This window comes from Bacillus sp. FSL K6-3459, from assembly GCF_038003305.1.
Taxonomy (GTDB): Bacteria; Bacillota; Bacilli; order Bacillales; family Bacillaceae; genus Bacillus; species Bacillus pumilus_O.
In genome coordinates this window covers 1,404,600-1,423,788 of record NZ_JBBOOW010000001.1, presented here as the reverse complement: position 1 = coordinate 1,423,788, position 19,189 = coordinate 1,404,600, and the positions used below count along the sequence as shown (strand labels likewise).

The 19,189-nt window shown below is 40.7% G+C and carries 19 protein-coding genes; 7 read left to right on the top strand and 12 right to left on the bottom strand.

Annotation, left to right across the window (positions count from 1 at the left end; all coding sequences use genetic code 11):
- Positions 1-111: 111 nt before the first annotated feature.
- A complete protein-coding gene (gene cyoE / locus MHI35_RS07055) occupies positions 112-1,029 on the bottom strand; it encodes a heme o synthase (RefSeq protein ID WP_047201764.1) in 918 nt (305 codons plus the stop codon).
- A 393-nt stretch (positions 1,030-1,422) separates the two neighbouring features.
- Between cyoE and MHI35_RS07050 the strand changes: the two genes are divergently transcribed.
- Positions 1,423-2,346 (top strand): COX15/CtaA family protein, encoded by a 924-nt coding sequence (locus MHI35_RS07050; RefSeq protein ID WP_144494271.1) that lies wholly within the window; start codon positions 1,423-1,425, stop codon positions 2,344-2,346.
- Positions 2,347-2,386: 40 nt separating this feature from the next.
- Here the strand turns inward: MHI35_RS07050 and MHI35_RS07045 are convergent, their stop codons facing one another.
- The 5 genes from MHI35_RS07045 to glsA all read right to left on the bottom strand — a co-directional run bounded on the left by MHI35_RS07045 (position 2,387) and on the right by glsA (position 10,200).
- On the bottom strand, positions 2,387-3,820 hold the full coding sequence (locus MHI35_RS07045; protein WP_335349112.1) for a cryptochrome/photolyase family protein: 1,434 nt from the start codon (positions 3,818-3,820) through the stop codon (positions 2,387-2,389).
- Between the two features lie 100 nt (positions 3,821-3,920).
- Positions 3,921-7,367 carry a pyruvate carboxylase gene (pyc, locus tag MHI35_RS07040; protein ID WP_335349111.1) on the bottom strand — a complete coding sequence of 1,149 codons (3,447 nt, stop codon included), beginning with the start codon at positions 7,365-7,367 and terminating at the stop codon, positions 3,921-3,923.
- A gap of 80 nt (positions 7,368-7,447) precedes the next feature.
- A complete protein-coding gene (gene ftsW, locus MHI35_RS07035; RefSeq protein ID WP_335349110.1) occupies positions 7,448-8,659 on the bottom strand; it encodes a putative lipid II flippase FtsW in 1,212 nt (403 codons plus the stop codon).
- Between the two features lie 207 nt (positions 8,660-8,866).
- Complete coding sequence (locus tag MHI35_RS07030; protein ID WP_003212509.1) at positions 8,867-9,148, bottom strand: YlaN family protein; 282 nt, start codon at positions 9,146-9,148, stop codon at positions 8,867-8,869.
- Positions 9,149-9,270: 122 nt separating this feature from the next.
- Positions 9,271-10,200: a glutaminase A gene (gene glsA / locus MHI35_RS07025; protein ID WP_335349109.1), complete on the bottom strand. Its 930-nt coding sequence runs from the start codon at positions 10,198-10,200 to the stop codon at positions 9,271-9,273.
- Positions 10,201-10,320: 120 nt separating this feature from the next.
- Between glsA and MHI35_RS07020 the strand changes: the two genes are divergently transcribed.
- On the top strand, positions 10,321-10,800 hold the full coding sequence (locus MHI35_RS07020) for a peptidyl-prolyl cis-trans isomerase (protein ID WP_335349108.1): 480 nt from the start codon (positions 10,321-10,323) through the stop codon (positions 10,798-10,800).
- Positions 10,801-10,815: 15 nt separating this feature from the next.
- Here MHI35_RS07020 and MHI35_RS07015 read toward each other — a convergent pair whose 3' ends face one another.
- Positions 10,816-12,138, bottom strand: a complete 1,323-nt coding sequence (locus MHI35_RS07015; RefSeq protein WP_144523530.1) for a PhoH family protein — start codon at positions 12,136-12,138, stop codon at positions 10,816-10,818.
- A 140-nt stretch (positions 12,139-12,278) separates the two neighbouring features.
- On the opposite strand from MHI35_RS07015, the gene MHI35_RS07010 reads away from it, so the two are divergent.
- Together MHI35_RS07010 and MHI35_RS07005 are read left to right on the top strand one after the other, a co-directional pair.
- Positions 12,279-12,896, top strand: a complete 618-nt coding sequence (locus tag MHI35_RS07010) for a YhcN/YlaJ family sporulation lipoprotein (RefSeq protein WP_335349107.1) — start codon at positions 12,279-12,281, stop codon at positions 12,894-12,896.
- A 101-nt stretch (positions 12,897-12,997) separates the two neighbouring features.
- A complete protein-coding gene (locus tag MHI35_RS07005; RefSeq protein WP_012009835.1) occupies positions 12,998-13,228 on the top strand; it encodes a YlaI family protein in 231 nt (76 codons plus the stop codon).
- A gap of 31 nt (positions 13,229-13,259) precedes the next feature.
- Here the strand turns inward: MHI35_RS07005 and MHI35_RS07000 are convergent, their stop codons facing one another.
- On the bottom strand, positions 13,260-13,541 hold the full coding sequence (locus MHI35_RS07000; RefSeq protein ID WP_044334035.1) for a YlaH-like family protein: 282 nt from the start codon (positions 13,539-13,541) through the stop codon (positions 13,260-13,262).
- A gap of 96 nt (positions 13,542-13,637) precedes the next feature.
- Positions 13,638-15,476, bottom strand: coding sequence for a translational GTPase TypA (typA, locus tag MHI35_RS06995; protein ID WP_144523533.1), 1,839 nt, complete (start codon positions 15,474-15,476; stop codon positions 13,638-13,640).
- Positions 15,477-15,589: 113 nt separating this feature from the next.
- Between typA and MHI35_RS06990 the strand changes: the two genes are divergently transcribed.
- Both MHI35_RS06990 and MHI35_RS06985 read left to right on the top strand, forming a co-directional pair.
- The gene (locus MHI35_RS06990; protein WP_003211596.1) at positions 15,590-15,769 is read left to right on the top strand and encodes a DUF5325 family protein; all 180 of its coding nucleotides are present in this window, start codon (positions 15,590-15,592) and stop codon (positions 15,767-15,769) included.
- A gap of 274 nt (positions 15,770-16,043) precedes the next feature.
- Positions 16,044-16,679, top strand: a complete 636-nt coding sequence (locus MHI35_RS06985) for a hypothetical protein (RefSeq protein WP_211063892.1) — start codon at positions 16,044-16,046, stop codon at positions 16,677-16,679.
- Between the two features lie 156 nt (positions 16,680-16,835).
- On the opposite strand, the gene MHI35_RS06980 is transcribed toward MHI35_RS06985, so the two are convergent.
- Both MHI35_RS06980 and MHI35_RS06975 read right to left on the bottom strand, forming a co-directional pair.
- Positions 16,836-17,642 (bottom strand): inositol monophosphatase family protein, encoded by an 807-nt coding sequence (locus MHI35_RS06980; protein ID WP_335349106.1) that lies wholly within the window; start codon positions 17,640-17,642, stop codon positions 16,836-16,838.
- Between the two features lie 133 nt (positions 17,643-17,775).
- Positions 17,776-17,964, bottom strand: coding sequence for a hypothetical protein (locus tag MHI35_RS06975; protein ID WP_003211901.1), 189 nt, complete (start codon positions 17,962-17,964; stop codon positions 17,776-17,778).
- A 288-nt stretch (positions 17,965-18,252) separates the two neighbouring features.
- Between MHI35_RS06975 and MHI35_RS06970 the strand changes: the two genes are divergently transcribed.
- Entirely contained in the window at positions 18,253-18,888 is a 636-nt protein-coding gene (locus MHI35_RS06970; RefSeq protein WP_335349105.1) for a DUF1054 domain-containing protein, read from the top strand.
- 30 nt (positions 18,889-18,918) lie between these two features.
- Here the strand turns inward: MHI35_RS06970 and MHI35_RS06965 are convergent, their stop codons facing one another.
- Positions 18,919-19,188 (bottom strand): UPF0223 family protein, encoded by a 270-nt coding sequence (locus tag MHI35_RS06965; RefSeq protein ID WP_050945118.1) that lies wholly within the window; start codon positions 19,186-19,188, stop codon positions 18,919-18,921.
- Between the last annotated feature and the right edge of the window lies 1 nt (position 19,189).

The following is a 19,189-nucleotide window of genomic DNA, read 5'->3' as shown; positions in this document are numbered from 1 at the left end:
AACAGAAAGCCGCCTAAATAGAACTGAATATCAGGCGGCTTTCATAGTTGTTAGAAAATGTTGTGTTATAAGATATAGCCTTGTTTTGATGTGATCAAAGTGTATTTTACTCTAGAATAGTGTAATAATAATCATCGCAACGAAAAAGATGGTTAAGTAATTTAATGAATAAACGAACATAAGCGTTGACCACTTCATGACGTCTTTCATTTTAAAGCCCATAAGGCCAATGACAAGCCATCCAATATTCAGCAATGTGCCAAGTGCGACAATCGGCCATCCTAATCCACCTAAGAAAAATGGAAGTGGGAGAAGACATGCTGTCCAAATGATGATTTGGCGTTTCGTGACTTCAAAGCCATAAACGACTGGCAGCATTGGAATACCTGCCTTACGGTAATCTTCCGTTTTCTTAATCGCAAGTGACAGGAAGTGCGGGATTTGCCAAATGAACATAATCATAAACAAAACCCAAGCCGTTGTGTCGATGGTACCTGTGACAGCTGTCCAGCCGATTAATGGCGGCACTGCACCAGATACACTTCCAATAACGGTATTGATGGTGTAATGACGTTTAGACCACATGGTGTAAAGAACCGCATAAGTAAAGACGCCAATAAATCCAATCACTGCTGATGTTACGGTTGTCATCAGAAGCATGATGAGTCCAAGTACAACAAGCAAAATACCAAATGCATACGCTTGCCCCGGCTGAATCTTACCTGTAACCGTCGGTCTTGTTTTTGTTCTTTCCATTAATATATCAATATCACGGTCAAACGCATTATTAATGGCGCATGAACCGGCAATAATAAGAGAAGAACCAATCATTGTTAACAGCACAATATCTAGATTTCCAAGGAAACTCATCCCTGTAAAATAAAACGCAAGCCACATTCCAGTAAATGTCGTAATGAAGTTGGAATTGACGATGCCCATTTTAATCAGAGCAAGAAAATCTTTCCAAGCTGTTGTTTCTTCTATTTGTCCATGAATAGCTGCTTCCGCGGCTGTTTTGGAATTTGCCAATGTGTATAACCTCCCTTGCCCAAACCTTCAAACGAACGATGAAACGTAAATTCGTTACAACTCTATCATACAAGATAAACAGCTGTAAAAAAACATCCTATTAAATAATAAACGACAATCTCGAAGTTATTTGTGAACTTTTCGTGAATTTATTAGGATTTATCTGTGTTTCAGAAGGCGGTGCAAAATGAAATATTCTCTCCTCTATTTCTATCAGACTGTGAAAGAAAGATCAAGCACTCTAAATCTGTAAACTTTGTGAACTAACATATCATTTTTTTGTGAACTTTGGTCATTATGAATTGCAACAGAACACGCATTTGGCTTAAACTTGAGAGCATGTGAGGTTTTTCATTTAGATCAGAAGTTTTTTAGAGAAGGTGAAATAATTTGATGAAATTTGCTTTAAGGTTATTGAGCGTGATCACAACGTTTGTGATGCTGATCGTTTTGATTGGTGGTGCGCTTGTGACAAAAACCGGCTCGGGTCTTGGTTGCGGCAGACAGTGGCCCCTTTGCCACGGTCGTTTCTTCCCTGAAATGAACCCTGCTTCCATCATTGAATGGAGTCACCGCATGTCAACAGGGGTTTCAACCATTCTTGTCTTGGCACTGGCGGTCTTATGCTGGAAAAAGATTAGTCCAGTATTCCGTGAAACCAAATTTTTGGTCATCATGTCGATTATATTCTTACTGCTACAAGCACTGTTAGGGGCTCTTGCCGTCGTGTTTGGTTCCAACGCACTTATCATGGCACTGCACTTCGGTATTTCACTCATTTCTTTTGCTTCAGTGTTATTGCTTGCGCTTCTTGTATTCGAGGCAACACGATCTGAAACAAAGCTTGTGAAGCCGCTTCATATCGGCAAAAAAATGCAGTTTCATATTTATGGTTTGATCACCTATACGTATATCGTAGTGTACACGGGTGCTTATGTAAGGCATACAAAATCAAGCCTTGCTTGCTCTGTTTTCCCGTTTTGTTCAAAAGACGGTGCACTTCCAGCGTACTTTAATCAGTGGGTGCAAATGTCTCACAGAGCAGCAGCACTTCTTTTATTCGTCTGGATATTTGTTGCGATGTTCCATGCCATGAAACATTATAAAGAACAGAAGCAGCTGTATTATGGATGGATCATTTCAGCCATTCTCATTACACTTCAAGCGATTTCAGGTGTGATGTCTGTGTATTCCCAGCTCGCACTAGGCTATGCGCTGGCTCATTCATTCTTTATTTCCTGTTTGTTTGGAGTACTCTGTTACTTCTGCCTACTCATTGCCCGGTTTAAATATGAAAGCAAAGAGCCATTCAAATAAGAATTTGCATCCCCCTTCCATACGGTCTGGGGGATTTGTTTTATTGTTGTTTTGCTTCTTCAAATAGCGAAATAGCTTTTTTGCGTCTTTCCTGGTGGTCTACCGTCGGAAGCGGATATGTATCACCTAGCACACATCCCGACTTCAATTGCTCATCAATCGGCATTTTACTTGGTTCATGAATCCATTTTTCATCGACATGCTCTAGCTCTGGTACATATTTTCTAATAAATTCCCCTCTTGGGTCAAATCGCTTTGACTGAGTGATCGGGTTGAAAATACGGAAGTACGGCACCGCATCTGTTCCAACGGAGGCTGCCCACTGAAATCCTCCGATATTTGACGCTTCATCATAATCCACAAGTTTTTTTGCAAAATACGCTTCGCCTTTTCTCCAATCAATCAAATAATCCTTTGTTAAAAATGAGGCTGTAACCATTCGCAAGCGGTTATGCATCCAGCCCTCCTCATTTAATTGTCTCATCCCTGCATCAACGAGCGGAAAGCCTGTTTCTCCTTTACACCAAGCTTCAAACAGCACCTCATCTTCATTCCATTTCATCCCTTGAAACGTTGAATTGATTTCTTTTTCTTTCATCTCAGAATAATGCGCATAAATCATATGGTAAAAATCACGCCAAGCCAACTCTTTGATAAAGGTCTCTCTGCCCTCGTCTTCATAGAGTGCTTCTTCATATATCGCATGAAAGATCGTTCGAATCGAAATAGTGCCTGTTTTTAAGAACCTCGACAACTTGCTCGTTCCAAAAATAGACGGAATATCTCGTTTCTCATGGTAGCGCGTTAATCTTTTTTGGATAAATTGCTGCAGCGTGTTCATCGCTTTGTCTGAACCAATTTGATCAAACTTCCTTGAGCAGCCCTTTATCAAGTCTCGTAGTTTATCATTTCCTCTTTGTGAAAGTGACTCATCACAAATCATATGCCCACTGCTGAAAAATGATTTGTCAACTTTTATCACAGGCTGCTTCTCTTGCTTACGCCATGATTGATAGTATGGGGTAAACACTTGATAATGTGACCCATCTGCTTTTAAAATATCTCGCGCCCCGTGAAGGTGTGTATCTTGCCACGTTGACACATGAATGCCCTTCTTTTCTAAAAAATCGGTTACTTGCTTGTCGCGCCTTTGGCCAATCCCCACTTCATCTTCATTAAAAAAGACGGCGTTGATGTTATACACATCCATGACCTGCTGAAAGGCGCTCAGGACATCATCATGGATAAGGTGAACATACACTTGAGATTCTCTCGCTTCCTTGACGAAATGCGCCAAGTTTTGAAAGAAATGTTCATTATTTAGATCCATTTTCATTTCAGTAAAAAATGGATCTAAATGATAAAGAGCCAATAATTTGTACTCATGTTTTTTTGCATATGTGATCGCTTTTGATAAGGCGATATGATCATCCAATCGCATATCTCGGCGAAACCAAATCACGACAATTTCCAACTTTCTTCACCTCACTCTATAGTGTAATCACTCTCGCAGGCTACTGCACATTTTAATGCGCTCAAAAAAAAGACACATCACGACGGATGTGTCTCACTTATTATTCAGGCTTTAACACAATGAGCAGATCACCGGTTTGAATCGGTTCTCCATTTGTCACATGTATTTCATCTACTACTGCAGTGAATGGGGCTTGTACAGTCGTCTCCATTTTCATGGCTTCATTGATCATCAAATGCTCACCTTGCGAGATTTTCTGTCCTTTTTCCACGAGCACTTTGATGACAGTGCCTGGCATTGAAGCGGCAATGTGATTTGGATTTGAACGGTCCGCTTTCATTTTTTCTTGAACGGACGATTTGATGCTTTCATCCTTAATCACGACTTCACGAGGCTGTCCATTTAACTCAAAGTAAAGAACTCTTGTGGCATCTGGGTTCGGTTCTCCGATTGACACGAGTTTCACAATGAGGGTTTTCCCTTTTTCGATTTCTACCTCAATCTCTTCACCAAGCCTCATCCCATAGAAGAACGTTGGTGTGTCAAGAACTGAGATGTCTCCGTAGCTTTCTGCTGTTTGGACAAATTCAGAAAAGACTTTCGGATATAAGGCATACGCAATCGCATCTTGCTCAGTCAGCGTCAGGTCATGAGATTCTTTGAACTGCTGCTGAATAGCTTCAAAGTCAACAGGCTTCAGCTTCTCACCAGGTCTGACAGTAAGCGGTTCTTCTCCTTTTAAAATTAGCTTTTGCAATTTTTCAGGGAATCCGCCATGCGGCTGACCTAAATATCCTTTAAATAGTTCCACAACAGAATCCGGGAAGTCTAAAGTTGCTCCTTTTTCATAGACCTCTTCCTCTGTTAGATCATTTTGTACCATATAAAGTGCCATATCTCCGACTACTTTAGAAGAAGGGGTCACCTTCACAATATCACCAAACATGTCATTCACACGTCTGTACATTTCTTTTACTTCATTCCAGCGGTCGCCAAGTCCGACACCTTTCGCCTGCTGCTGCAAGTTACTATACTGTCCGCCAGGCATTTCATGCTCATAAATTTCTGTATGAGGTGAATTCATGCCGCTTTCAAATTCACGGTAGTATTTTCTGACAGAATCCCAGTATTGAGAAAGGTGTTCGACAGATTGGACATTCATATCTGGCTTTCTTTCATGCCCATCTAAAGCATAGTACAGTGAGCTTGCGCTTGGCTGTGATGTGAGTCCTGCCATAGAGCTGACGGCCACATCGACAATATCAACACCTGCATCAATTGCCCTTGCATAGGTGAACAGTCCATTTCCACTCGTATCATGTGTATGAAGATGGATAGGGATCGTGAGCTCATCTTTTAAAGCAGAGACTAACTCGTAAGCTGCCTGCGGCTTTAATAATCCCGCCATATCTTTAATACCTAAAATATGCGCTCCGGCAGATTCAAGCTCTTTCGCAAGAGATACATAGTACTTAAGATCATATTTCGGACGAGATGGATCGAGAATGTCCCCTGTATAACAAATGGCTGCCTCTGCCACTTTGCCTGATTCACGAACAGAATCAATGGCAAGCGTCATGCCTTTCACCCAGTTTAAGCTATCGAAAATACGGAACACGTCAATGCCTGCCTCGGCAGATTCTTTTACAAATGCTTTAATCACATTATCCGCATAGTTTGTATATCCAACAGCGTTTGATGATCTTAAAAGCATTTGGAACAACGTGTTTGGCACTTCTTGGCGAAGCTCTTTTAATCGCTGCCAAGGATCTTCTTTCAAGAAACGATACGCAACATCAAATGTAGCACCGCCCCACATTTCCATACTAAACAGCTCTGGCCATAAACCTGCTGTTGGCTGGGCCACTTTCTTTAAATCATGCGTTCTGAAGCGGGTCGCAAGCAAAGACTGATGCGCGTCCCTAAAGGTTGTATCTGTTAAAAGAACGTTCTTTTGTTCTTTTACCCAATTGGCAAGGCCCTCAGGTCCATGGGCATCTAACAATTGTTTAGTCCCAGATGGAATTTCTCGCTTGAGAGGAAGCTTCGGTACAACAGGCTTGTCAAAATGAGGCTTCTTTTTCTCTGCAATACCAGGGAATCCATTAATGGTCACGTTACCAATATAAGTCAGCATCTTCGTTCCACGGTCTTTTTGTTTAGGGAAATTAAATAGCTCTGGCGTTGAATCGATAAATGACGTATCGTATTCCCCTTTTAGAAACTTCTCATGCTTTGACACATTTTCAAGAAACGGAATGTTTGTTTTAATTCCGCGAATTCTAAATTCCTGTAAGTTTCGAACCATTTTAGCAGCCGCTTGGTCAAATGTGAGCGCCCATGTGGACAGCTTGACCAATAGTGAATCGTAATAAGGTGTAATGACTGCACCTTGAAAGCTGTTCCCTGTATCAAGTCGTACACCAAATCCTCCACCTGAACGGTAGGCCATAATTTTCCCTGTGTCTGGCATAAAATCATTTAAAGGATCTTCTGTTGTAACCCTTGATTGAATGGCAAAACCATGTGTGAAAATATCTTCTTGCTTTGGTATACCGACTTCCTTGCTGTGAAGGTCATGACCTTTCGCGACAAGAATTTGGGTTTGGACAATATCGACACCAGTGATCATTTCAGTGATCGTGTGTTCTACCTGTACCCTTGGATTGACTTCAATAAAGTAAAACTCTCCATTTGCAACAAGGAATTCTACAGTTCCTGCATTGATATATGATACATTCCGAGCCAGCTGAACAGCCGCTTCGCAAATGTCTTCACGCAGTTGATCTGTAAGAGACACACTTGGTGCCACTTCGATGACCTTTTGATGTCGCCTTTGAACAGAGCAGTCACGCTCATATAAATGAATGATATTGCCGTGATTGTCACCAATCACCTGAACCTCAATATGTTTCGGATTCTCAATCAGTTTTTCAACGTATACTTCGTCATTACCAAAAGCCGCTTTTGCCTCTGACTTCGCACGGTCATAGGCTTCCTTCAGCTCCTCTTTCGTTCTGACAATCCGCATACCTCGGCCGCCGCCGCCTAGTGAAGCTTTAATAATAAACGGGTAACCGTATTCTTCACCGAATTTTTCGACTTCTTTGACCGAATCAACTGGTCCGTCACTCCCTGGAATGACTGGAATTCCCGCTTTTTTCGCTTCTTCTCTTGCCTTTACTTTATCTCCAAACATATCTAAATGCTGAGAAGTTGGACCGATAAATTGAATGCCTTCCTCTTCGCATCGTCTTGCAAAATGAATATTTTCAGATAAAAATCCGTAACCTGGATGGATTGCATCCACGTCATTTCGTTTTGCAATTTCGATGATCCCCTCGATATCAAGGTAGGCATCAATCGGTTTTTTTCCTTCTCCAACTAGATATGCTTCATCTGCTTTATAGCGATGATAAGAGCCCGAGTCTTCTTTGGAATAAATGGCTACTGTACGTAAATTGAGCTCCGTACAGGCCCTGAAGACTCTGATAGCAATTTCCCCTCTGTTTGCAACTAGAACCTTTTGAATTGTTCTCTGTGACATTTCTCACTCCTCCATATCCCTTAAAATTTTATATGTACTCTATAATAAAGGAAGAAATGAAAACTGTACACTTTTGTTTTCTAAAGATTCAAAGTTTTCTGCATTCCATTTTTTTGAATTGATGGTTTGCTCATTGATTTTTTCTTTTTGTAACGCTCTTTATATTCAGTAAACATGCTGATATTCAGCAATATTCCCATACAACCACTCAGTAAAATGATAGACGATCCCCCGTAGCTAATAAACGGAAGCGTGACCCCAGTAATCGGAATCAGACCTGAAACACCGCCTAAATTAATGCATGTTTGGATTGCAATCATGGAGGAAATTCCTATTGCAAGCAAACTTCCAAATGGATCTTCACACTTTCTTGCAATATAAAAACCTTTCACGACGATGAACCCAAGGAGAGCGAGTACAAAAAATACACCGAAAAAGCCAAGCTCTTCTGAAATAATTGCCATGATAAAATCTGTGTGCGGCTCTGGAAGATACCCGTACTTTTGAACGCTTTCTCCTAATCCCAGTCCAAAAAAACCACCTGATCCAATGGCGTAATAGGAATTAATCAATTGATGTCCCGTAGCCCCTGCATCTTTAAAGGGATCTTGGAAACTCTCAAAACGCCCAAGACGATTTTGCGTGAAAATTTTATCCCAAAAAAGAATAATAAATGGGGTCACGACGACCATCACGGCACTAAATAGCGCCAGTAGCTTCGCAAGTGTTTTCCCGCTAAACCCTGAACATAAAATCATCGCAAGCGCGATCATGCCAATGATAAAGGCTGTCCCATAGTCTGGCTGCAAAATGATAAATCCACATAAGATCGAGACAATCACGATTGGAGGTGTGACTCCTCGTAAAATATGATCAATATAATGCTGCTTTTTTGCATACACAGCAGCAAGATAAATAATGACGACAATCTTCACAAATTCCGCTGGCTGAAGACTGAATGGACCTACTTTAATCCAGCTTCTTGCGTTCCCTGCAATATGACCGCCAAAGTACACATAGATGAGGGAAAAAACGGATAGCAGCAGCATACCGATCTGAAATTTCTTATTTGAAAACAGCTGATATGGAACGAGTGCCGTAAAGAGCAATATGACCGCTCCAACGATCATAAATAAAAGCTGTTTCTTAAAAAAATTATCTGGCGCAGCATCGTATCTAATCACAGATGTAATCATACTTGAGCTATACACCATGACCAAACCGAATGCGCTAATTAAAATAATGGCGAACAATAATGAGTAGTCATACGATTTTAGCATTCTCTTTAACATATAATCCTCTTCCTAACGTCTGTTTCTACTGCTTGATATCCTCTTAGCTGTTTTTATTCTACTACATTTTCTCCGTTTGATCTCGTTTTACCTCTTTTATATTGTTCGTCATTCATGAAAGAATCAAGTCCGTTTGACATGAATCAATGAAAAAATAGAGGACAAAAAAACTCAAACTTATGTTCAAGAAGTTTGAGTTTTCAATCATTATTTTTTTGTGAACGCATCATGAAGTGCGGAAAGCTCTCTCTCAAGTTTATCGAGTAGTTTCTTACCTTCATGTTGATCAACTAATCCAAGCCGGACAGCGAAATCAATTTCTCTCGATAATCCGAACATTTGAGTATCTAAAACCTCTTCATAAAGAGGACATTGCGGCATCGTTAAGTTGTCCATTTGCACTTGGATCAATTTTAAAATTTTATCTGCATCCAATTTTAATAAAGCCAGTGCTTTTTGCCGATGATCGACTAAAATTTCTGACGCCAAAAGTATCCCTCCGTTCCCCAGGCGAGTACCTAATTCTTCTATTTATCATAAAGCGAAACGCCCAAAATTGCAAGCAGATTTGTACAGTTCGCTTTGTAAAAATAAAAAGAAGCCTTCCTTCATTAAAAGATACTCATCTCGTATTTTTCACTCATCAGCTCAAGCAGCTTAATCCCAGCAATACTATTCCCTTTTTCATCCAAAGCCGGACCAAAGATACCGATTCCAAAATCATATGGTGCAGCGCCCATAATCCCGCCTGAGACACCGCTTTTTGCAGGAATTCCGATGTTAATGGCAAATTCTCCGCTCGCATTGTACATGCCGCACGTCACCATAAAGGTTTTACAAATTCTAGCGACATCTTTCGAAAGAATTTGCTTTCCCGTTTCTGGGTGTCTGCCGTCTAATGAAAAAACACAAGCAATTTTCGCCAAATCCAAGCTGTTCATCATGATGGCACATTGTTTCGTATAGACGTCCATGACTTCTTCTACGTTCCCTCTAATAATATGATATTGCTTCATATAATAGCACATCGCCCGGTTAATCATGGATGTCTCAAATTCGGACGCAGCGGTTTCCTTGCAGTATGTAATGCTTTTGTCATTTGCAAGCTCTCTAATGAAGCTAAGCAACCGGCCCAGCTGAGCTTCTGGGGTCGCTCCTCTGATTAAACTCGTGACGGCGAGTGCCCCTGCATTAATCATGGGATTCAGCGGTTTATTCGGGCTCGCTGTTTCCAGTTTGATCATTGAATTAAATGGGTCTCCTGTTGGTTCTTGTCCAACAAATTGAAAGACTTTTTTTGGCCCTTCTTCTGAGAGCACAAGCGCCAGTGCTAATACTTTTGAAATACTTTGAAGCGTAAATCGTTTATCTACATCCCCGGCAGAGTGGCACGTATTACTCACATGATACACAGCCACAGATAAATCCGTCTGATTCGCTTTGCCGAGAGCAGGAATATAGGATGCTACTTGACCATCTTTGGCCACTTTTTTTGCTTCTTCTACAAATCGCTGAAGCTCTTCATTGTCGCGACATGCCATGCCTCATACACTCCCTATCTTTCATGTACGATTAGTGTGTACAAGGTGTAGCCTGTTTATGAAAGTGACAAATTGGACGAAAACTTCTATAATTTATGTTGGAAAGGGGTTGTCTTGAACATGAGCATCATTCAAATCAAAGGGAACGTACAGTACAAGATCACCATTGATCCAAGTGTATGGATTTTTGATGACCGCAAATTTTTAATGGATTCATTTTTTGAAAATGCAGCAAGTGAAGAGAATCTGCTTGATCAGGAGCTTGACCAAGAGCGGGTGATAAGAGAAGGCCAAACACTTCCACCGACGTTAAAAACAGAGAAAAAGTACGAGAAAGAAAGACTCGTCACAGGCAGCTTCGGGATGAAGCTTGGCGATATGATAAAAAATGCTGATCCGCTTGAACATGCGGATTCATGCGAATTTGTCACAGAAACAGGTACATTTGCTGTCCCGCTTTCTCAGGCAATGGAAAGCATTGCTCATTTCAGCCAACATGGTAAGCCAATCACAGAAGAAGGACCAATCCACGTCTATTTCGCGGATCAGTCCAACCTCACTCAGCCGATAAAAGGTGTCAAAGAGCTCGTTATTACATAAGTCAGAGGGTCTGGACTATAGCAAATCAGCGGCAAGCTGTGCAAGTCCAGACCTTTCTCCTTTGACAAGCTTGACATGTCCAGATATTTGCTGTCCTTTGAACCGCTCGATGACATACGTAAGCCCATTATTTAAGCTGTCTAAATAAGGGTGATCAATCTGCTCTGGATCTCCCATCAGCACAATTTTACTTCCCTCTCCGACCCGCGTTAATAATGTTTTCACCTCATGCTTTGTTAAATTCTGCGCCTCATCAATGATAATAAATTGATCAGGGATACTTCTTCCCCGAATATACGTCAATGCTTCGACTTGAATAGATCCGATTCCCGCTAAAATCGCATCAAGCTCACCCGGCTTTTTTGTATTAAATAAAAACTCTAGGTTGTCATAGATCGGCTGCATCCATGGTCTGAGCTTTTCTTCCTTTTCTCCTGGCAAATACCCTATATCTTTCCCAACAGGCACGATGGAGCGCGCCACGATTAACTTTTTAAACATATCAAGATCCTCTGTCTGCATTAACCCGGCGGCAAGCGCAAGCAATGTTTTACCAGTCCCCGCTTTTCCAATCAGTGTCACGAGCGGAATATCACGGCGCAAAAGCAGCTCAAGTGCCATCGTCTGCTGGACATTCTTTGGACGGATTCCCCAAATGTGCTCTTGATCATAAACGAGACGTTTTACATGCTCTGCCTTTTGATCAAGCATTCCTAAAGCAGAACCACCTTCATTTCCCTTCATGATGACAAATTGATGAGGGTTGAATGGTGCACTTGTGACCTCTTTTATTGGTAATTGATTTTGCTTATAAAATGTATTCAATTGCTCAGTCGGAATGTAAAGCTCATGATAGCCATTATCGATGTCTTCATTTTGCAAAACACGGTCACTTAAGAAGTCTTCTGCTTGAAGCCCTATAGCATCCGCTTTTACCCGCACTAGCACATCCTTACTGACCAAAATAACAGGCCGGCCATGAGGCTTTGTTTCTTCCTCTAAGCTTAAATTTTTCGCAACTGCCAATATTCGATTATCGTTCGTTTTTTCAATGAAAATTTCTTGAAGCTCATGAAAAGAACGGTGATTCAGTTCAATGCGCAGTGTCCCTTTCGACTCTAGTGTAATTTTTTCATGCAGTTTCCCTTTCGATCTTAAACCGTCGATTAGACGTGAGACGCGCCGGGCATTTTGTCCAACCTCGTCCATATATCTCTTTTTTGAGTCTACTTCTTCTAACACAACGGCTGGTATGACGACCTCGTTGTCTTCAAATGAAAAGATTGAATTCGGATCCTGTAATAACACATTTGTGTCTAATACATAAATTTTACTCAGGTCCTTCGCCTCCTGATCGGGGTTTCATTCATCCTTGTCTTTCCCAAAACGATTGTTAAAATATATGTTTTCATGAATAAAGTTAGAAGGTTAATTCAACAATAAAATAAATCATGCAGTTTGTGAAGGAGGGAATACAGATGCGACTATTTTTGACATTATTCATGATTCAAGCCATCATGCTGTTAGGCGCTTGCCAGCAGCAGGAAAAGAGTGAAGCACTGGACAAGCAAGATGGACGCCAGCACGTAGTAAGAGTGTCAGACTCCACTAAGAAACAGACCAATCAAGCTAGGTCTTCCACAGATGTGGCGCAGCATCTTGTCAAAGTGACAGAGCACGTAGCAGATGTTAATGATGCAACGGCAGTCGTCATCGGCCGCTATGCTGTTGTTGGTATTGATGTAAAAGATGATTTAGATAGAAGCAAAGTAGAAACCATTAAATATTCAGTTGCAAAAGCGCTGAAAAATGATCCAGAAGGTGCGAATGCTGTTGTTGTCGCTGATCCGGATACAGTCAGCCGGTTAAAAGAAATGGGTAAAGAAATACAAGCAGGCCGTCCTGTCAGCGGGATTATGGATGAACTAGCCGCCATTGTCGGCCGCGTAATGCCAGAGATGCCGAGAAATGAAATTGATCGCCGCGAAACAGATCCAACAAATGAACCGAATGATCAGCTCAAACAAAATGATCAAAAGAGATTAGACGAACATCAAAACGATCAATCAAACCATCATATGAATCAGAAGAAATAAAGAGAACGGCTTATATCTCCTGTGATATAAGCCGTTTTCTACGCTGATTTTAAGTAGCTGGAAAACATGCTATAATAAATGCAATAAGTGAGGTGAAAAGGATGAGAGTGAAGTGCTCATTATGTGAGAAGCTTGAAACCATTGATGATGATACACTCGTTGCTAAGCGGTTAAGAAATCGACCGATTCATACATATATGTGCGATGACTGTCAGGAACGTATTAAAGTAAAGACAGAAGCACGCATCAAGACTGGCAGATTCTCTCTTTATCAAGATCCTGCGACGAAAGAGAAAAAGAAGAAAAAAGGAAAAAAAGAACAAAAGACATAAAAAAAGACCTGACACAAGTTCAGGTCTTTTTTTACGTATTCACTGTTCCTTCTTTTTTCGCACGATGCAGCCTGATTTTATAAATAATCAAAATGGCAGCTGCCACGACTAGACCTTCCGCTACTGGCAGGAAGATTCCTAGAAATGTGAGAAACGTGCAGCCAAAAATCAAAAACAAGTAAATCACGAGCGCTTTTAAAATCGGTAAACGTCTAGCAAAGCCGAGCTTAAAAACAATAATTGCTAAAACAAGGATGGTGCCATATAGGAGCCACATCCCTGTTTGCGGATTTTCATCGACACGAAACAGCATCGCGAAAAAGGATAGATTTTCACTTACTTCCTGTTCATTCAAAAAGATTCCCTCCCCTTATCTTTCAGGGTTCTATCTTTTTAATTCTTCATGGAATTACGATAATCCTGCTATCTTTTTCTTCTTCGCTGCTTTCTCACGTTCGTTTTTATCTAAAATTTTCTTTCTTAAACGAATTGATTCAGGTGTAACTTCACAGTATTCGTCCTCGTTCAAGTACTCAAGAGATTCCTCAAGTGACATAATACGTGGTTTTTTCATGCTCACCGTTTGATCTTTCGTCGCTGAACGCACATTTGTTTGTTGTTTCATACGGCTTACGTTGACAACAAGATCGTTCTCACGGTTATGCTCACCAACAATCATTCCTTGGTATACTTCAACACCCGGCTCAACGAAGATCACACCGCGCTCTTCAACGCCTTGGATTCCGTAAGCAGTCGCTTTACCTGTTTCCATTGAAACAAGTACACCTTGACGACGTCCGCCGACTTGACCAGACTGCATTGGCTGGTAGCTGTCAAACGTATGGTTCAAAATACCAAAACCACGAGTTAATGAAAGAAATTCAGTTGTATATCCGATTAAACCACGTGATGGCACTGTAAAGATCAGGCGAACTTGACCATTACCATTATTGATCATGTCAATCATTTCACCTTTTCGTGCGCCCATTGATTCCATGATAGAGCCAGTGTGCTCTTCTGGTACATCAATTTGAACGCGTTCAACAGGCTCACATCGAACACCGTCAACTTCTTTTACAATAACTTCTGGCTTCGATACTTGTAATTCAAAACCTTCACGTCTCATATTCTCAATAAGAATGGATAAGTGAAGCTCTCCGCGTCCAGATACCACCCAAGCATCCGGTGAATCAGTTGGATCAACACGAAGACTAACGTCTGTTTGAAGCTGCTGCTCTAGGCGCTCTTCAATTTTACGTGATGTTACGTATTTTCCTTCACGGCCTGCAAATGGGCTGTTGTTCACAACAAACGTCATTTGAAGTGTCGGCTCATCAATACGAAGGATTGGCAAAGCCTCTTGATGTTCAACAGGACAAACCGTTTCACCTACGTTGATGTCTTCCATTCCAGATACAGCAACAAGATCTCCAGCTTTCGCTTCGTTGATTTCCACTCGTTTTAACCCTTGGAAACCAAAAATCTTCGTCACACGGAATTGTTTCACACTGCCGTCAACTTTCATTAAGGCTACTTGCTGTCCTACTTGCATTGTTCCTCTAAATACACGGCCGATCCCAATTCTTCCAACATAATCATTGTAATCAAGTAGCGCCACTTGGAATTGAAGCGGCTCTTCATGGTTATCAACTGGGCAAGGGATATGGTTAACAATGGCTTCAAACAAAGATTCCATGTTTTCATCTTGTTTGCTCGCATCGTTACTTGCTGTACCATTGATTGCTGATGCATAGACAACTGGGAATTCAAGCTGTTCTTCTGTTGCATCCAATTCAATGAACAAGTCAATGACTTCATCGACTACTTCAGCCGGACGAGCAAAGTCGCGGTCAATTTTGTTGACAACAACGATTGGTGTTAAGTTTTGCTCAAGTGCTTTTTTCAGCACAAAGCGTGTTTGAGGCATACAGCCTTCATAAGCATCCACAACGAGAAGTACACCATCTACCATTTTCATGATACGCTCAACCTCACCACCGAAATCGGCGTGTCCTGGTGTATCTAAAATATTAATGCGTGTATCTTTATAATGGATCGCAGTATTTTTAGCTAAAATCGTAATACCGCGCTCTCGCTCTAAATCATTTGAATCCATGGCTCTCTCAGCGATATTTTCATTCGCACGGAAAGTACCAGCTTGATGGAGCAATTGGTCAACAAGCGTCGTTTTACCATGGTCAACGTGGGCAATAATTGCGATGTTGCGAAGATCTTTTCGAAGTTTCACATTTTCATCTCCTAAAATAATTAGATAACTTTCATATTATATCACAATCCCCTTTAAATGCCGATCGTTTTTCTGTAAACTTATATTAACTCTAAAAAAAGGGATGGAGAAAAATGAAACAAATCAAATGGCTTCTATTATTATGTGCATTACTTGCGGTTGTCAGTATGGCTTTTATTGGGGTAACTCTTGCAGAAAAAAACGTGCTGGGTATTTGTCTAAGTATTGTGTTTGCCATGATTTTCATGGGTACAGGATTTACATTAAAAAGAAAATTAAACGTGCAATCATAAAATTTCTCAAAAGCCTTTTACATTCTATATGTAGAAGGCTTTTATTTTTGATAAAAACAAGACCAATCACCTATGAAAGGTCGGGTATAAAGACAGAACGTATCATTTAGACTTGGCAAAAGTAAGTCATCTGAACCTCTCCATTTTTCGACAATAAGGTTTATAGTTCTCCAAAATCAAACATAAAGTTACAATTTTCCTATTCTTCCACAAAGTTTCTCGTGATATGCTGTACTTGCAACAAAATTTAACAGAAAAGGGAGAGAAAAGAAGCATGAAGAAGATTTTGAGCAAATCGCTCAGCTCTGTTGTATTTTTCGCTTTAGCTATTATTCTTACTTTCACAACAGTAGCTCCTGGGCAAGCAAACGCTGCAACGTTCAAAGGGATTCCTTTCGAGCAGCAGCAAGTCATTAAAGAATTATTGGAGAAAAACGAGCGTGTCATCAACATTCTCATCAACTCATTTGTTGAGGAAGACAACAACTACACATTTGATGTGAAAAAAGCTGTTGAGCTTGGACTAACTGAAGAAGAAGCGGCAACTGCTGAGAAATTCTTAGATCGCGCAGCTGTTCTGACAATCGTTTTCAGTGAAAGCATCACTAAAAACGAAAAAGGAAAATTGGTTTTTGATGCAGCGAAAGCTGTTGAACTTGGTCTTACAAAAGAAGAAGCAGCTAAATTTGAAAAGCTGTTGAAATCAGTGATCAGAATTGCTGATCTTGCTGGTGATGCACTTGTTTTAGACAAAAAAGGTAATGTTGTCATTGATTCAAAAATCGCTAAAGGTATTGGATTCAGCTCTACTGAATTACTTGTTTTCAACCAAATGCTGAAAAAAATTCCTCAAGAGCAATTAAAATCAGTATATGATGCAATCCAAATTGCTAAAGAAAAATTAAGCTAAGCTCGAAACCCCCACCTGGATCGCCCAGATGGGGGTTTTTTAATTCAGCCAATAAAGAATGATCATCTGGCTTTTTCATATCGATAGCCAGTTGTGCTTCATTAAAAAGTTTCATCAAACACAAAAAATCACTTCATTCTCATGAAGTGATTTGGTTTATTTTTTATTTCCACTGCCTTTTATGTAATCATGCAAGATTTTTTCACAAACGGATCGATTTCCAGCGACAATGCTGTTTTTGTCCAGGAACGTTAGGCGTTCTCCGTGTATATTTGAGTAGACTGCCCCTACTTCATCAAGTAGCACACAGCCTGCTGCATAATCCCACGGCGCAAGCCTTAACGTGACGTATGCGTCACTTCTGCCGCTTGCGATATAAGCGAGCTCCAAGGCAGCTGATCCAATCGTTCTCGTCCCTCTCACATCACGCACAAGGCGGGCGAATGGTTTCGCATCAAAATAAGGGCTTTCAATCGCCCAGGTCGGGTTAATGCCAACGATGGCTTTTTCAATCGCTACATCTTGTAATGGAGGAAGTAGGGTATCATTCATATAAGCCCCTTCTCCTTTGATCGCATGGTAAAGCTCGTCATGAATGACGTCATAAATGAGACCGATTTTCCCAACGCCATTTTCAAATATCCCGATTGAAATGGCAAAGTTTCGTTTTTGATGGACAAAGTTCATTGTGCCATCGATTGGATCAATGATCCACACGACCCCATCCAGTGAGGTCACCTCTTCCCCTTGTCCTTCTTCACCTAAAATATGATGATCTAAAAATGTCGATTGTATCTTTTCAATAAAAAAACGTTCTGTTTCTTTATCGATATTTGTGACAAGATCATTTGGATTTGATTTTGTTTCAATTGATAGACCACCCTGCATGGACGCTTTAATACGGCTTCCTGCTTCTTTTACCCAAAGCTTTGCAAGACGGTCAATTTCCACCCAGTTTGTCATCAGACTGTAAACCTCTTTTCTATGTAATACCTATTTGTAATAGCATACTGATATTATGTACGTAAAAGCAAGAAAAAAGCAGCTTCATACAAAAACGAACCGATGAATTGGTTCGTTTTTACCTCACCTTGTTTTACCCTTTAAGCTGCTCCCATTCTTTTCTTAGGCGCTCAAGCTTTCGTTTGCTGCGTTCGATTTGGATGTCATCTTTTTGCTCGATGGCTTCATGAAGCGTAGAAAGCTCATAGTCCACCTCTAATCTCCACACAGCGATGCGATTCTTCTTCTCCTGTCTATACCCCTGCTTCACGATTTGCTTCATTTGGTCAACGCCCCTTCCAGAGAATGATTCATTCCATGTCAGTTTTCAATGATAAAAAATTCAATCGATAAGAGAATTGGTTCTTGCTTATATCGTATGAAGCGATCGCATAACCGCAACGACATTCTGAAAATTGTGTCTTTACCTATTTGTTATGTACCACAAAATCGTTGTTTTTAAACGCTGCCCTACCTCCTCTACAATCTTTGATCTGATGGTGCATCTTTTTTTGAGCTTAACCCAAGCTATGATAAAATATGATCAGCGAAAGAATACAGGAGGCATACGATGAGTGAAATGCGTTTTAGAGATGAAGATTTTGAGACATTTACAGTTGACGGTTTAGATGAACGAATGACCATATTAAAAGAAAGAGTCCGTCCAAAGCTTGAGGCACTTGGCGAACACTTTGCACCACTTCTTTCTTCTATTACAGGAGACGAAATGTTTGTACACGTCGCAAAGCATGCTAGAAGATCAGTCAATCCGCCAAATGATACGTGGGTTGCTTTTGCAAACAGCAAGCGTGGGTACAAAAAACTCCCTCATTTTCAAATTGGGCTTTGGAAAACACATGTCTTTGTATGGTTTGCTCTTATTTATGAATCTCCTGTAAAAGGCGAATATGGTCAGTTATTCGAAAAAGAACTAGATGCCATTCAGAAGAAAATACCGCAAAATTTTGTTTGGTCTAAAGATCATATGAAACCAGATGTCATGCGTCACAGCGAGCTCGATGCAGAACAGCTGAAAACACTGTTTGAACGTGTCCAAACGGTGAAGAAAGCCGAGCTCCTTTGCGGCATTCAGCTGCCTAGAGAAGAAGTCGTTCAAATGAATAATGAAGAATTCTTATCAAAAATTGAAGAAGCCTTCCGCACGGTAACATATCTATACCGCTTTACACAAAAACAATCTGTATAAAAAAACGAGCCCATACAGGCTCGTTTTTTCTTACATACGTATAATGGCGGACTCTTCTGCTTCTCTTGCCGTTTTCACTGTACGATAAGGAGAATACCCGCTTTCTTTTTCAAACGCTGCACAATGCGTCTTTTCTTCTGCTTTTGATGGCACAATCTCTTTAAATCGTTTATAAGTATCTAATAACTCCTGCTTCGCTATTCCTTTTTCATAGGCTTTTTCAACAGCTTGAAAAAACGAAATAACCGCAATCTTTTCCTCTGTCGTCCAGTCAACGTCCATTGGATATTGATATTCCATT